The organism is Acinetobacter sp. Tr-809, from assembly GCF_011753255.1.
Taxonomy (GTDB): Bacteria; Pseudomonadota; Gammaproteobacteria; order Pseudomonadales; family Moraxellaceae; genus Acinetobacter.
The window spans coordinates 248,973-262,445 of the sequence record NZ_VWVZ01000004.1; the positions used below are offsets into that span (position 1 = coordinate 248,973).

13 protein-coding genes are annotated in these 13,473 nt (G+C 38.1%); 10 read left to right on the top strand and 3 right to left on the bottom strand.

Annotated elements, in window-relative coordinates; translation table 11 throughout:
• The first annotated feature begins 106 nt into the window (after window positions 1-106).
• Complete coding sequence (locus tag F3J02_RS11000; RefSeq protein ID WP_167249250.1) at window positions 107-1,003, top strand: hydrolase or metal-binding protein; 897 nt, start codon at window positions 107-109, stop codon at window positions 1,001-1,003.
• Between the two features lie 392 nt (window positions 1,004-1,395).
• Window positions 1,396-2,802 carry a methylenetetrahydrofolate reductase C-terminal domain-containing protein gene (locus F3J02_RS11005; RefSeq protein WP_171526096.1) on the top strand — a complete coding sequence of 469 codons (1,407 nt, stop codon included), beginning with the start codon at window positions 1,396-1,398 and terminating at the stop codon, window positions 2,800-2,802.
• Here F3J02_RS11005 and F3J02_RS11010 read toward each other — a convergent pair.
• Window positions 2,799-3,467: an epoxyqueuosine reductase QueH gene (locus tag F3J02_RS11010; RefSeq protein WP_167249252.1), complete on the bottom strand. Its 669-nt coding sequence runs from the start codon at window positions 3,465-3,467 to the stop codon at window positions 2,799-2,801. The two genes, F3J02_RS11005 and F3J02_RS11010, sit on opposite strands and share 4 nt — an antisense overlap.
• A gap of 251 nt (window positions 3,468-3,718) precedes the next feature.
• Here F3J02_RS11010 and F3J02_RS11015 point away from each other — a divergent pair, with 251 nt between their 5' ends.
• The 4 genes from F3J02_RS11015 (at window position 3,719) to F3J02_RS11030 (ending at window position 7,209) form a co-directional block, all read left to right on the top strand.
• Window positions 3,719-4,711 (top strand): DUF1852 domain-containing protein, encoded by a 993-nt coding sequence (locus F3J02_RS11015; RefSeq protein WP_167249254.1) that lies wholly within the window; start codon window positions 3,719-3,721, stop codon window positions 4,709-4,711.
• Window positions 4,712-4,742: 31 nt separating this feature from the next.
• On the top strand, window positions 4,743-5,777 hold the full coding sequence (locus F3J02_RS11020; protein WP_167249256.1) for a methionine synthase: 1,035 nt from the start codon (window positions 4,743-4,745) through the stop codon (window positions 5,775-5,777).
• A gap of 84 nt (window positions 5,778-5,861) precedes the next feature.
• Window positions 5,862-6,362 carry a flavin reductase family protein gene (locus tag F3J02_RS11025; protein ID WP_171526097.1) on the top strand — a complete coding sequence of 167 codons (501 nt, stop codon included), beginning with the start codon at window positions 5,862-5,864 and terminating at the stop codon, window positions 6,360-6,362.
• 46 nt (window positions 6,363-6,408) lie between these two features.
• A complete protein-coding gene (locus F3J02_RS11030; RefSeq protein ID WP_167249260.1) occupies window positions 6,409-7,209 on the top strand; it encodes a sulfite exporter TauE/SafE family protein in 801 nt (266 codons plus the stop codon).
• A gap of 193 nt (window positions 7,210-7,402) precedes the next feature.
• On the opposite strand, the gene F3J02_RS11035 is transcribed toward F3J02_RS11030, so the two are convergent.
• Window positions 7,403-7,864 (bottom strand): universal stress protein, encoded by a 462-nt coding sequence (locus F3J02_RS11035; RefSeq protein WP_167249262.1) that lies wholly within the window; start codon window positions 7,862-7,864, stop codon window positions 7,403-7,405.
• Between the two features lie 197 nt (window positions 7,865-8,061).
• Between F3J02_RS11035 and F3J02_RS11040 the strand changes: the two genes are divergently transcribed.
• The 3 genes from F3J02_RS11040 (at window position 8,062) to F3J02_RS11050 (ending at window position 12,404) form a co-directional block, all read left to right on the top strand.
• Window positions 8,062-9,687 (top strand): inorganic phosphate transporter, encoded by a 1,626-nt coding sequence (locus tag F3J02_RS11040; protein ID WP_167249526.1) that lies wholly within the window; start codon window positions 8,062-8,064, stop codon window positions 9,685-9,687.
• Window positions 9,688-9,909: 222 nt separating this feature from the next.
• Window positions 9,910-11,988, top strand: coding sequence for a polyphosphate kinase 1 (ppk1, locus tag F3J02_RS11045; protein WP_167249264.1), 2,079 nt, complete (start codon window positions 9,910-9,912; stop codon window positions 11,986-11,988).
• A gap of 176 nt (window positions 11,989-12,164) precedes the next feature.
• Window positions 12,165-12,404, top strand: a complete 240-nt coding sequence (locus F3J02_RS11050) for a hypothetical protein (RefSeq protein ID WP_167249266.1) — start codon at window positions 12,165-12,167, stop codon at window positions 12,402-12,404.
• 60 nt (window positions 12,405-12,464) lie between these two features.
• On the opposite strand, the gene F3J02_RS11055 is transcribed toward F3J02_RS11050, so the two are convergent.
• The gene (locus F3J02_RS11055; protein ID WP_167249268.1) at window positions 12,465-12,698 is read right to left on the bottom strand and encodes a hypothetical protein; all 234 of its coding nucleotides are present in this window, start codon (window positions 12,696-12,698) and stop codon (window positions 12,465-12,467) included.
• Between the two features lie 433 nt (window positions 12,699-13,131).
• On the opposite strand from F3J02_RS11055, the gene F3J02_RS11060 reads away from it, so the two are divergent.
• Window positions 13,132-13,380, top strand: coding sequence for a hypothetical protein (locus F3J02_RS11060; RefSeq protein WP_167249270.1), 249 nt, complete (start codon window positions 13,132-13,134; stop codon window positions 13,378-13,380).
• Window positions 13,381-13,473: the final 93 nt, after the last annotated feature.

Sequence of the window (13,473 nt, forward strand, 5' to 3'; positions counted from 1 at the left end):
GACGACTAAATGGACTGTTCTGCACAAAATTTATGCATTTAATAGTGTTTGCTTCTTACACATATCAAAGGGGCAATCGTCAAAAATTACCGCAGAGGAAAACAACATGATTAAAGGTTTAGCAATCACGCCGCCCGTATTAGGTCGTATTAGTATTGGTAAGATCGTCGAGAAAAATGGCAAGCGTGTCCCTGAAAAGGACGATCAATTTACCATTACCAGCCAAATCCAGAACAAGGATGGTTGGGTGAAACATCCACTTGATGAGCAGTTACGTGCCAAAGCACAAAGTCAAAAGCTCAGAACCATACCTGTTCGGATGATTTTTAATGATCCAGAACTGAATTTACGGGCAGAGTACACCTTATTTGACCGACAAACAGGCCGACCAATCTGTACTGGTAATGGTGAAACCTGTCAGCGACTTGGACAAAACAGGGTAGAGCAACATCCATGTCCATCACCTGATTTATGTCCTTTGGCTCAAGGAGGACAGTGCAAACCTTATGGACGTCTTTACGTCAATCTGGATGAGTCTGATGAGTTGGGTACATTCATCTTTAGAACTACAGGTTTCAATAGCATTCGTACCTTAGCTGCACGGCTTCGTTATTACCATGCAGCTTCGGGTGACTTGCTATCATGTTTGCCTCTGCAACTGACCTTGCGGGGTAAGAGCACCACGCAAAGTTATCGTACGCCAATTTACTACGTAGATTTAACTTTACGAGATAGCACAAACTTGAAAGATGCAATTACTTCAGCCAAGCAGATTGATGAGCAAAGCAAAGCGGCAGGTTTTTATCAGGAGGCGCTAGACCATGTGGCACGACAAGGTTATGGTAACGCTAACTTTGAAATTGGCAGTGAAGAGGGGCTAGATATTGTTGAGGAGTTTTATGTGGGTGAAACAAACCAAGAGCAACATCAACAGACCCATGATTTGAGCCATGTTCAAGATATTCAAAAAGAGTTGCAGCAGTCTGTGCAGGCTTTGAATTAAGAATGCTAGATTAAAAAAAAGCCTTGTTCTGGAGAACAAGGCAAAACTTATGGGTTTTAAATAACCCATCTAGAGGTGATTTCATACTTAAATTATTGTTTTTTATTTTGAAAATCAATAGGTGTGTTTTATTTTTACCAAAGATTATATTTAAGCATTTGTAATAAATTTAGATTTAATATTTAAATTTATTTAATTTTTTACACTGTAGTTGCAAGGCTTTAAGAAAGATTTCACTAGTTTTAATCGGTATGATTTTTATTTGAAGTCGTGACGAGGTATCAAGTCAATATTGCTGATAAAGGAAAAATATTCCGAGTTTTATTTTCTAATCCTACAATCTATAATACCAGCTTGAGGCATTTCCTTTACCTTTTGATTTCTACTCAATTATGTCCGTATTTTCTAAGTGTTTGGATCAAAATCAGTTTTGCTTTTTGATTGAATATTTATGTTCTACTCAAAATACTTTAGCTGTTACACAAAGTATTGCTGGTTTTCCCACAATGATGACTTTGGCTGATCGAGTGCATAGTGATGAAGATACAACTCCATTAGATATAGCAGAAAAATATCCTTCAGTGATTGAAAAACTCTTACACTTTTCAGGTAAGGGACGCGACATTAAAGAATTTGAACAGTTTTTAGATCTGGCAGAACAGAGGGGATATAAAAATCTTCTTTTATTAACGGGCGATAAACTTAAAAAACATAATTTTGGACGAGAAATACCTACTCAAAGAACTCGTTATTTAGAATCTGTAAGTGCTGTGATGGTAGCAAAACAGCGTAATGCTTTTAAGATTGGTGTAGCCTTCAATCCCTTTAAATATGCTGAAGCCGAATACGATGCCCAATATTTGAAATTACATAAAAAGATATTTGCTGGCGCAGATTTTGCGATTACCCAACTTGGCTTTGATTTTGATCGTATAAAACAAACTAAATCCTTGATTGCACAAAGCTATAAAAACTTTCCATTAATTGCATGTGTAATGCCACTCACATTAAAACGTGCGCGATTTATGATAAAAAATCAGGTCGCTGGTATTGTTATCCCACAACATATTTTGCATGTGCTTGAAGAGGAATATCAGGTCGATCCAATTCAAGCTGAAAAAAATGTTTATGCTCGTTGTGCTCTGCAAATTTTAATCTGTCAGCACCTGGGTTATGCAGGTATTCATTTGTCCGCATGCTATAAGCAGAATGAACAACAGCAACTGGAACAGGCATTACTAGACTATCGGGCATTTTCTTTACAAGAGTGTGAGATGGCTTGGAATGCTTTATGGAAGGCTGAAACTGGGAGCTTATTTCAGCCAGAAGTTGAAACTTTTGCCAAAAAAGTCAGCACAGCACAATTACTGAAATATAAAACCATGCACTGGATGCACAGTATTTTTTTTGATTCGCGTCCTGCAATCGAAATGGGACGCTTTGTTTTTAAGGCATCATTCTGGGATAGGCCGAAAGCCAATCATCTCTTGCTCAAGGTTGAGCACCTGAGTAAGCATAGGATCGTGGGTTGTGAAAGCTGTGGACAGTGCCGTTTGGGTGAAACCTTGTATATCTGTCCAGAGACCTGCCCCAAAGGTCTGGCCAATGGACCATGTGGGGGAACGACTTTAGATCGTTGTGAGTTTGATGATCGTGAATGCATTCACTCAATCAAGGCCAGACTTGCCAAAGCGGTTAAACAAACAGAACTGTTAAAAACAGAGTTGATTCCAACAGTTGCAATTGAAACTCGACAAGATAGTTCATGGAAAAATTGGTATCTGGCGATAAAGACTTAATTTTCGTCATCCATCGCATTTGAATAGAACTTTACACCAATCTGAATACGGTCACGACCATTACTCATGCGCCAGCGATTGGTATCTCTAAGCGAATAGACGCAACCGCAATACTCCTGCTGATAGAACTCTTCTTTTTTACTTATTTCCAGCATACGAACAGCTCCACCATGCTTGCGCCAGTTATAGTCCCAATAGCTAATCCCCTCATAATGCGAGGCAGAGCGATGACCACAGTCGTTAATCTGTTGCATATTCTTCCAGCGGGAAATACCCAGTGAGCTACTGATCAGGCTAAAGCCATTTTCTGCGGCATAAAGTGCGGTGCGTTCAAAACGCATATCAAAGCACATGGTACAACGAATACCTTTTTCAGGTTCATTCTCCATGCCTTTGGCACGTTCAAACCAGTTGTCAGTGTCATAGTCGCAGTCAATAAATGGAATATTGTGCTTCTCTGCAAAGCGAATATTTTCTTCTTTGCGGATCAAATATTCTTTCACAGGGTGAATGTTAGGGTTATAGAAGAAAATCGAAAAGTCGATGCCAGATTCGATTAAAGTCTCCATCACTTCACCTGAGCAAGGAGCGCAGCAGGAATGAAGTAGCAACTTGTCATGCCCTTTGGGAAGCATAAGTTTTTGGCGTTGGAGTTTGTTTGACATAACGGTAAGGCTTTAATCTAATCTCTAAATTCTATTTTAGAGATTTAGATGAGTCAAACAGTGTGAATAACCTGATATTTTTTCAGTTTAAGATGAAAAATGCTCATGCTCTAAGGCTGTAATCTACAGAATACGTAAACATGAATTTAATTCAACTTCTTATGAAATTAACTCGTTTTCATTCATGTCATGCTTTAGGTATAAATCACATCATTCAAGTTTTATCGTAGAAATTAGGGTGTTGGATTACAATGAGCAAAGAGTTTGCATTTTCGATTAAGCGTATTCGTTTCGATGAAAATTATCGTCCATCAGACAATACACGAATCACGACCAACTTTGCCAATTTGGCAAGAGGTGAGCGTCGTCAGGAAAACTTACGCAACACGCTCAAGATGATTGACAATCGTTTCAATGCCTTGGCACATTGGGACAACCCTAAAGCAGACCGCTATTCGGTTGAGCTTGACATCATTTCAGTTGATATTGATGTGGAAGGCAAGGGTGAGACTTTCCCAACCATTGAAATCTTAAAAACCAATATTGTTGATCACAAAACCAATAAACGCATTGAAGGCATTGTAGGGAACAATTTTTCCTCTTATGTACGGGATTATGACTTTAGCGTATTACTGCCAGCACATAACAAGGATCAAGCCAAATTCAGCTTACCAGAGAACTATGGTGAGTTGCATGGAAAAATCTTTAAGTCTTTTTTAAACTCAGAAGTTTATAAATCTAATTTTGCCAAATCTCCTGTGATTTGTCTGAGTGTATCAACCACCAAGACCTATCAGCGCACGACCAATCAACATCCTATACTTGGTGTGGAATATCAGCAGGACGATTATTCCTTAACTGATGAATATTTTGCAAAAATGGGCTTAAAGGTTCGCTATTTCATGCCAGCAAACAGTGTTGCACCTTTAGCATTTTATCATCATGGTGATTTGTTGAGTGACTACACTGACCTTGAATTGATTGGCACGATTAGCACCATGGAAACTTTCCAGAAGATTTATCGCCCTGAAATTTACAATGCCAATTCGGTGGCAGCACAATGCTATCAACCAAGTTTGAACTATCAGGATTTTTCACTGACTCAAATTGTCTATGACCGTGAAGAACGTAGCCGACTGGCGATTGAACAAGGTAAATGGACTGAAGAACATTTTATCAAGCCATACCAAAATATCCTTGAGCAATGGGCTGCAAGTTACACCGATAAAACCGAAGCCGCTTAAATTCACCAATTTATAGAAAAGATGATTGATCATGACGAAAATATTATTACCGACTTCAACTGCGGGTAGCTTGCCGAAACCATCTTGGATTGCAGAACCTGAGAAACTTTGGTCACCTTGGAAATTAGAGGGTGATGACCTGATTCAAGGCAAACGTGATGCGTTGCTCTTATCCTTGCAAGAACAACTACATGCAGGCATTGATATTGTCAGTGATGGTGAGCAGACCCGCCAGCACTTTGTTACAACCTTTATTGAGCACCTGAATGGCGTTGATTTTGAAAAGCGTGAAACGGTGAGAATCCGTAATCGTTACGATGCCAGTGTCCCGACTGTATTTGATGAGGTTTCTCGTCAAAAGCCAGTTTTTGTGGAAGATGCGAAATTTTTACGCCAGCACACCACTCAACCGATTAAATGGGCATTGCCAGGTCCAATGACCATGATAGATACACTGTACGATGCGCATTATAAAAGCCGTGAAAAACTGGCTTGGGAATTTGCCAAAATCCTCAATGAAGAAGCCAAGGAGTTAGAAGCTGCTGGTGTGGATATTATCCAGTTTGATGAGCCTGCATTTAATGTGTTCTTTGATGAAGTGAATGACTGGGGTGTTGCGACCCTTGAGCGAGCGATTGAAGGTCTGAAATGCGAAACGGCTGTGCATATTTGCTATGGCTACGGCATCAAGGCCAATACAGACTGGAAAAAGACCCTCGGTTCAGAATGGCGTCAATATGAAGAAGCCTTTCCAAAGCTACAACAGTCTAAAATCGACATTGTCTCACTGGAATGTCAGAACTCTCGTGTGCCAATGGATTTGATTGAACTAATTCGTGGTAAAAAAGTGATGGTCGGGGCCATTGATGTAGCAACCAATACGGTTGAAACGCCTGAAGAAGTGGCAGATACCCTACGCAAGGCACTGCAATTTGTTGATGCAGATAAGCTTTATCCATCAACCAATTGTGGTATGACACCATTATCTCGTGAAGTTGCCCGAGGCAAGTTGCATGCGTTGAGTGCAGGTGCGGAAATCGTCCGAAAAGAAATTTTGGGCAAATAATTTAGAATTGAGAGTGTGATATAAAAGTGACCTGTTTAATGGTTGATTAGGATTAAACAGGTCATTTTTATTGGGAATAAAATGATGATTGAAGCAATAGACTTTAGAAATGCGATGTCCTTGTTAAGCAGTGCGGTCAATGTCGTGACCACAGTAGGGGCATCAGGTCGTTTTGGCTTTACTGCATCTGCGGTGTGTGGTGTTTCAGATAGTCCTGCGACTTTATTGGTCTGTATGAATAGAGCTGCAAGTTCACATATCCATTTTATTGAGAATAAAGTTCTAAGTGTCAATGTCTTAGCTGAACATCAACAGCATCTTTCTAACGCATTCTCTTCTAAAATCAGTCCAGAAGAACGTTTTAAACAGGCTGTTTGGACAGAGCTGGAAACAGGCTCACCCATTTTAACAGATGCCTTAGTCAGTTTTGATTGTGAGATTGAGCAAATTCAGGAAGTGGGTACACATAGCATTTTTATCTGTCGTATTGTTGCGATTCAACAAAGTCAGCAAGAACAAGGTTTGGTTCATTTTAATCGTGCTTATTATCATGTAGGGCATCATGTGTCAGGCAGAAATCGCTGATCCTAATCTTTATTTAACCTCCAATTTTTAAGCAAGTAACTCTATCGTGGAATTAATCATTTTTTTTGCAATCGGCGCATTGGCTGGATTTGCTGCTGGGCTGTTTGGTGTGGGTGGTGGAACAATCATTGTTCCGATTTTATATATCGTATTTACCCAAATGGGTTATGACCCTGAAGTGATTATGCACTTAGCCTTGGGTACATCATTGGCAACCATTATTGTGACTTCGATTAGTTCATTGATGGCACACAATAAAAATGGTGCAGTCATTTGGTCAGCATTTAAAAATCTAACGCCAGGTATGGCTATTGGTTCTTTTTTTGGGGCAGGTATTGCAGGATTACTGTCTGGCGCACATTTACAATTGATTATTGGTATTTTTGTGATCTGGGTTGCCTACACGATGTTTGTTGGTGCAAAAAAGGTCGTGGATCAGAATAAGTCACTTCCATCTACAGCTAAACAGTTAGGTGCAGGAACAGGCATCGGAGTTGCATCCGCTATTTTTGGGATTGGTGGGGGCAGCCTAACTGTACCTTACCTAACCCATTATGGCGTGGTCATGCAGAAAGCTGTTGGAACATCAGCTGCATGTGGATTACCAATTGCTATAGCAGGTGCTTTGGGATTTATATTTTTTGGTATGAAAGACCATATTAATGTTCCCAATAGTATTGGCTATGTCCATATTTATGCTTTTCTGGGCATTAGTGTCATGAGTTTTTTTACCGCAAAGCTGGGTGCAAAAGTGGCACATGCCTTATCACCAGTAGTGCTGAAAAAATGTTTTGCCGTCATGTTAGTTATCGTAGGATGCTTTTTTATTTTTAAGGGATTCCGTTGAGATAGTTTCAATTTGTCCCTTGTCATGAGACGTCCGCTAAATTTATGCTTTCCTGTTAGAATCGCTTGATCCAGATTAGTATCTATTAATGAAATCGCTTTGGAAAAATCCGTTTATACGAGATTTTATGCTCAGATGAGTAACTGAAAGTTACCGCACTTCTATTATTTTTTGCCTTATTCGGATATAAATTTTATATCAAATCAATTAATTCGGGCTTAATGACAAAAATAGGAACATTAAGCTCAGAAATGAGGTTCTGAGTAATACTTCCTAAAATCAACTTTTTCAAGCCACTCCGACCATGGGAACTGATCACGACTAAATCTATAGCAAATTGTTCGATAGCATCCGCTAGCGTATGTGAAATGCTTTCACCTTCGAGTAGTTTGATCTCGATTTCAACATCTGTTTCTGCAACAAATTTTTCATAAAGCATTTGCAGATTGCTTTGAATGAAATCTCGAGCACGTTCGATTAATGGATTACTTTCTCCAGAATTGAGATATTCATATGCAATATAAGGATCAAGTGTCAGGACTTGGACTATTGTAATTTTGCTATGAAAGGCTTTTGCAAGACGAATTGCATGTTGAATGGCAAGAATTGAATTATCTGAACCATCTACAGGGACAAGGATATGTTGATAAGTCATACGTTTTCTCCTTTAGCCTTGAATACAATAAAATTGATTTCTTAAAAATTAACAGAGATATATTTCAAAAAAATGATATAAAAATGGATTAAATATTAATTACTTATAAATGGTTTCTTTAGTTTGATAAGACTGTCAACGGATTGTCATTATTTAACTTTAAAAATACAGGTGTCTTTTTTAGTATCGTCTACCTTATGAATTCAGATTCCATTTCAGTGCCAAATACTACGGAGCATTTGTCAGAAAAATCGACGAATGTACATACAGCATCACCAAAATTATTCATGCCTATATTTTTGGCAATTCTTATTGCTACATTGATTTATATAGGTTTTCAATTATCAGCGGATTTATCTAATGTTCCTTCGCTAAGCCTTTATTCGATAATTTTATTAGCAGCAGCTTTACTAGTTGCTTTAGGCTTTGAGTTTGTAAATGGATTTCATGATACCGCGAATGCTGTCGCCACAGTAATTTATACGAATGCATTACCAGCCTCAGTTGCTGTAATGTGGGCGGGTTTCTGTAACTTTTTAGGGGTTATGGTTGCAAGTGGTGCTGTAGCCTATGGGATTATCGCATTGCTTCCTGTAGAGCTGATTATGAATGTCAGTTCAGGAGCTGGTTTTGCAATGGTTTTTGCAATGCTGATTGCTGCCATTTTGTGGAACTTAGGAACGTGGTTTCTGGGGATTCCTGCGTCAAGTTCACATACCATGATCGGATCAATCTTAGGTGTTGCCGTGATGAATTATCTATTGTCATCAGGAAACGGCTCAAATGTTGATATGGATCAAGTGCTCAAGGTTGGGAAAGCATTACTTTTCTCTCCCTTGATTGGATTTGCTTTTGCAGCCATTGTATTCATTTTAGTAAAAACAATTTTTAAGAAAAAAATAGAATTATTCCAACCTCCTGTAGGCAATAAACCACCACCGCCAGTGATTCGTGCAATTCTAATTTTTACTTGTAGTGGAGTAAGTTTTGCGCATGGTTCTAATGATGGCCAAAAAGGTATGGGCTTAATCATGCTAATTTTGATTGGCTTAGTTCCTTTGGCCTATTCTTTAAATAAGAATATTGATACCAATCAGTTGCAAACTTTTGGGCAATTATCAAATCAAACAGTTCAAGTACTCGACTCTCAAAACCAATTTCATTTATCAAATGATCAAGCTCGAGGGGTGATTACAAAATATATTCAGACGAAAGAAATTAATCCTGAAGTTTTACCTGCTTTAGCTGTTGTAACACATGAGTTAGGTGAACGTATTGGACACCATAAAGATTTAAAAAGTATTCCTGAAAATGAAGTTACTGTAATTCGCAATGACATGTATTTGAGTACAACAGCATTTAAGCGGTTAGAAAAAGCTAAGCAATTACCGATGATGACTGATGAGCAGGCAAAAACAGTAAAAGACTATCGTAAAAGTTTAGATGCATTTCTTCAGTATATTCCAACCTGGGTGAAGGTTGCAGTTGCACTTGCTTTGGGCTTAGGAACAATGGTGGGGTGGAAGCGAATTGTAGTAACCGTTGGAGAGCGTATAGGTAAAAATCATATGACTTATGGGCAAGGGATGTCAGCAGAATTGGTTGCAATGAGTACGATCGCCGCAGCGGATGGTTTTGGTATGCCAGTGTCGACAACTCATGTATTAAATAGTGCTGTTGCAGGAACAATGGTCGCTAATAAGTCGGGATTAAACTTTAATACAGTTAAAACCATTCTTTCAGCGTGGATCTTTACATTACCAGCAACGATCTTACTTTCAGGTGGATTATATTGGTTGTTTTTACAGTTTGTCGCTAAATAAACTATTTTGTCTATATGCCAGAGATAGAGTGAGGCTTCATCGGAAACTCTTCTCTGGATGAGCCTTTGTACTCAAGTAAATAAAAACAGTACAGTAAAAGATTATTTATTTACATGAGTTTATTCGGCTAAAGTCATTTATCTGCAATATATTTTTTAGAAAATTAGATAAAGTTGGGTGATCTAGTTTGGGTACCCTAAAAAAATAGTATACGAGTAAATCATGACATCATTGCATGCACTAACAAATGGTCAGGAACACTGTTTGGAAACTTATATAAATCGAGAGTTATCTTTATTAGAGTTTCATAAACGCGTGCTTGCACAGGCAAAAGATGATGGTCATCCACTGCTTGAACGCCTTAATTTTTTAATTATTTTTTCTCGCAATCTGGATGAGTTCTTCGAAATCCGCGTTGCTAGTTTACGACAGCAAATGAACATGTCGACTCAAACGCTGGGGCCTGAAGGGACGGCGCTCAATGATGTCTTAGAGCAAATCTCGAAAGTCGTTCATGAAGCGGTAGAAGAACAATATAAAATATTAAACCATTCTATTCTTCCTCAATTGCAAGGTCATGGTGTTCATTATATCCAGTATGCGGACATCCTCGAAAAGCATAAAGCTTGGATCAAAGATTATTTTTTTAATGAAGTGCAACCTGTTGTTACTCCTATTAGTTTAGATCCAGCACATCCATTTCCACGTTTGGTCAATAAAAGTCTGAATTTTATTGTGACCTTAGAAGGAAAAGATGCATTTGGACGAGAAATTGATTTAGCCATCGTACCAGCGCCGAGATCATTGCCTCGATTGGTTAAATTGCCAAATCAAATTTCAGGTAACTCAGAGCATTACATTTTACTGTCTGCGATTATTCAGGAACATATTGCAGATTTGTTCCCTGGTATGAAAGCCACGGGATGCTATCAATTTCGTGTCACACGGAATGCCGATTTAACCGTCTCAGAAGATGTTGAAGACTTAGCCATTGCGCTAAAAGGTGAATTATCCGCTAGACGATTTGGGCGCGCCGTTCGATTAGAGGTGAATAAAAACTGTCCTGAGCATATTGCAGACTATTTGTTGGAACAATTTGAGTTAGAAAAACAGCATTTATATCATGTGGATGGACCTGTCAATCTAGCCCGTTTTATTGCCAATTTTGATTTACCAGCATTACGCTTTCAGCCCTACCAACAAAAAATCCCAAAAGCACTCTATACCAAAAAACCAATTTTTGATGTGCTACAAGCAGGAGATGTATTGTTACATCATCCATTTGATAGTTTTGCTCCAGTGATCAAGCTCCTCAGAGATGCTGCTTATGATCCCAATGTACTCGCGATTAAACAAACACTCTATCGGAGTGGCGCAGACTCAGAGATTGTCAAAATTCTTGCAGAAGCCGCTAGAAACGGCAAAGAAGTAACAGCGGTTATTGAATTAAGAGCTCGTTTTGATGAGGAATCAAATATTGAAGTAGCCAATGTACTTCAAGAGGCGGGTGCAGTTGTTGTATATGGAATTGTTGGCTATAAAACCCATGCCAAAATGATTCTGGTGGTACGTAGAGAGCAAGATAGAATCAAACGATATGTGCATTTAGGTACAGGAAACTATCACGCGACCAATGCAAAAATTTATACAGATTATGGTTTATTAACCAGTGATGATGACATTTGTGAGGATGTACATAAAGTTTTTCAGGAGTTAACTGGTATGGGGAAGATGGCAAAATTAAAAAAACTTTTCCATGCACCTTTCACCTTACATTCGCAACTTATTGAATTGATACAACAAGAAATTGAAAATAGTAAAGCTGGTAAAAAAGCGCAGATTATGATCAAGGTAAATGCCTTGACTGAACCTCAACTGATTAATGCACTTTATAAAGCATCGCAGGCAGGTGTTCAGATCGATTTAATTATCCGTTCAATTTGTTGTTTACGACCACAAGTCAAAGGGCTTTCAGAAAATATTAGAGTCCGTTCAATCGTGGGACGCTATTTAGAACATACGCGTGTTTATTATTTTTATAACGATGGTGAGATTAAACTGTATTGCGCCAGTGCAGACTGGATGGGTCGAAATCTGTTCTCCCGTATTGAATGTTGTTTTCCGATCGAAGATAAGAAGCTAAAAAAACTCATTATTGAAGATGGCCTGAAGAATTATTTGAAAGATAATCGTAGAGCCTGGGAGCTTCAAGCAGATGGGACATGGCTACAATGTCAACCTGAACAGGATCAATCGGCCCATATTGCTCAGAGATATCTGATGGATCGAGAGGTTGGTTGACATGATTTGGTCACTATATTGTCATGAAGTGTTATTAAGCTCATTTGAGAAGAATAAAAAAGAGCTCGTATAGACATAAAAAAATCATAATTTTATGTTTTCCAACACACCAGACTAACTGATTTTTTTAACCCACTCAGGTGGGTTTTTTATTATATAAGAAGGAGCAATGTGTAATGGAATATCAAACGAAAGCAGGTCGTATAAAAAGAAATACGAAAAGTGGTTATAGGCTATTAGTAGACTATAAGAACTTTCTACAAGAAATGGGGAGGCAAAATGATTATAATAGTAGATTGATTTTTATAACGAATTACCTAGAAGCAATTAATTTTGAATTATATGGGGTAGAGGGGAAAGAGCAACTTATTGTTGAATTAGAAAAATACTATACAGAAGATAAGGTGAATCTATGAGTGCGATTAGCATTGTTAATGCACCCATTTGAGTCAGAAACGAGTTTCAGCGGTAACTTGTTACTCTAATTCTAGTTGGTTATCATCTTTTGTAAGTTTTATTTTAATTTTTCTATACTTACGTTTATTGGGTTCAATAGCTGAATCAGTTAACTCTCTGGCAAAAGATTGATCGTGCATTAAAACAGTATAAGCTTTATATCCGATGAGAACCCTATTGGGTTTATAGCCATTTTTAGTGATGTAATGGTCGATCAAAACGTTTAGATCTTGCAGTAGTGTTGCATCGTTCATTGATAAAGACTTTTTATGGAGCTGCTTATAGGATAGGGGAAAAGGGCAATCATTTCACCTGGAGAACAGAGATGTATGTCACATTCCCCATACTTTTTTTAATAACCTTTTCTACTACAGCAAATTTTGTACTGAACAAAGAGATGACACATTCAATGCAACTTTACTAACAGTATATGCACATGCTAAGGGCATAGATGGAGTTCTATAAAGAGGATAACAAAGCAGCAGCAAACGCATGAACTTAACTATGTACAGGATATCCAGAAAGGCTTGCAGCAGTCGGTGCAGGCTTTGAATTGTATCAGTTGGGATAGTCTCTACTCGTATTTCATCGGGAAATATTTTACAGCGTCAAGCTGTGTCGTTTAAATGTTGATCAAATTGATAGGCAAGATATGATTTAAGTTTCTTAATTTAAGGTATTCATATTATGTCAAAAAATTCAAAACAAACTTCTAGTAAAGTTGGTTCTTTAGCTTCAGAAGTATTACGTAATCCCTCATCTTCAGCAGTTCAGAAGGAGCTTGCGGGCTCTGCTTTAGCTCAGACACATTCAGGTAAACAGACAAGTAGTAATATGGAGTCAAAAGCTTCAAAAGTATTACAAAGTGAAAAATATAGTGATACTACAAAAACTTTAGCAGCTTCAGTACTTTCTCAATCAAATAAAGAAAGATAATGTATTTCACCTTGGACAGAGACATATTGAAAATGTATTCTCTGTCCAGTGTGAGGTGAATAATTTATTAGATAGATTTATCTATTGGATTTC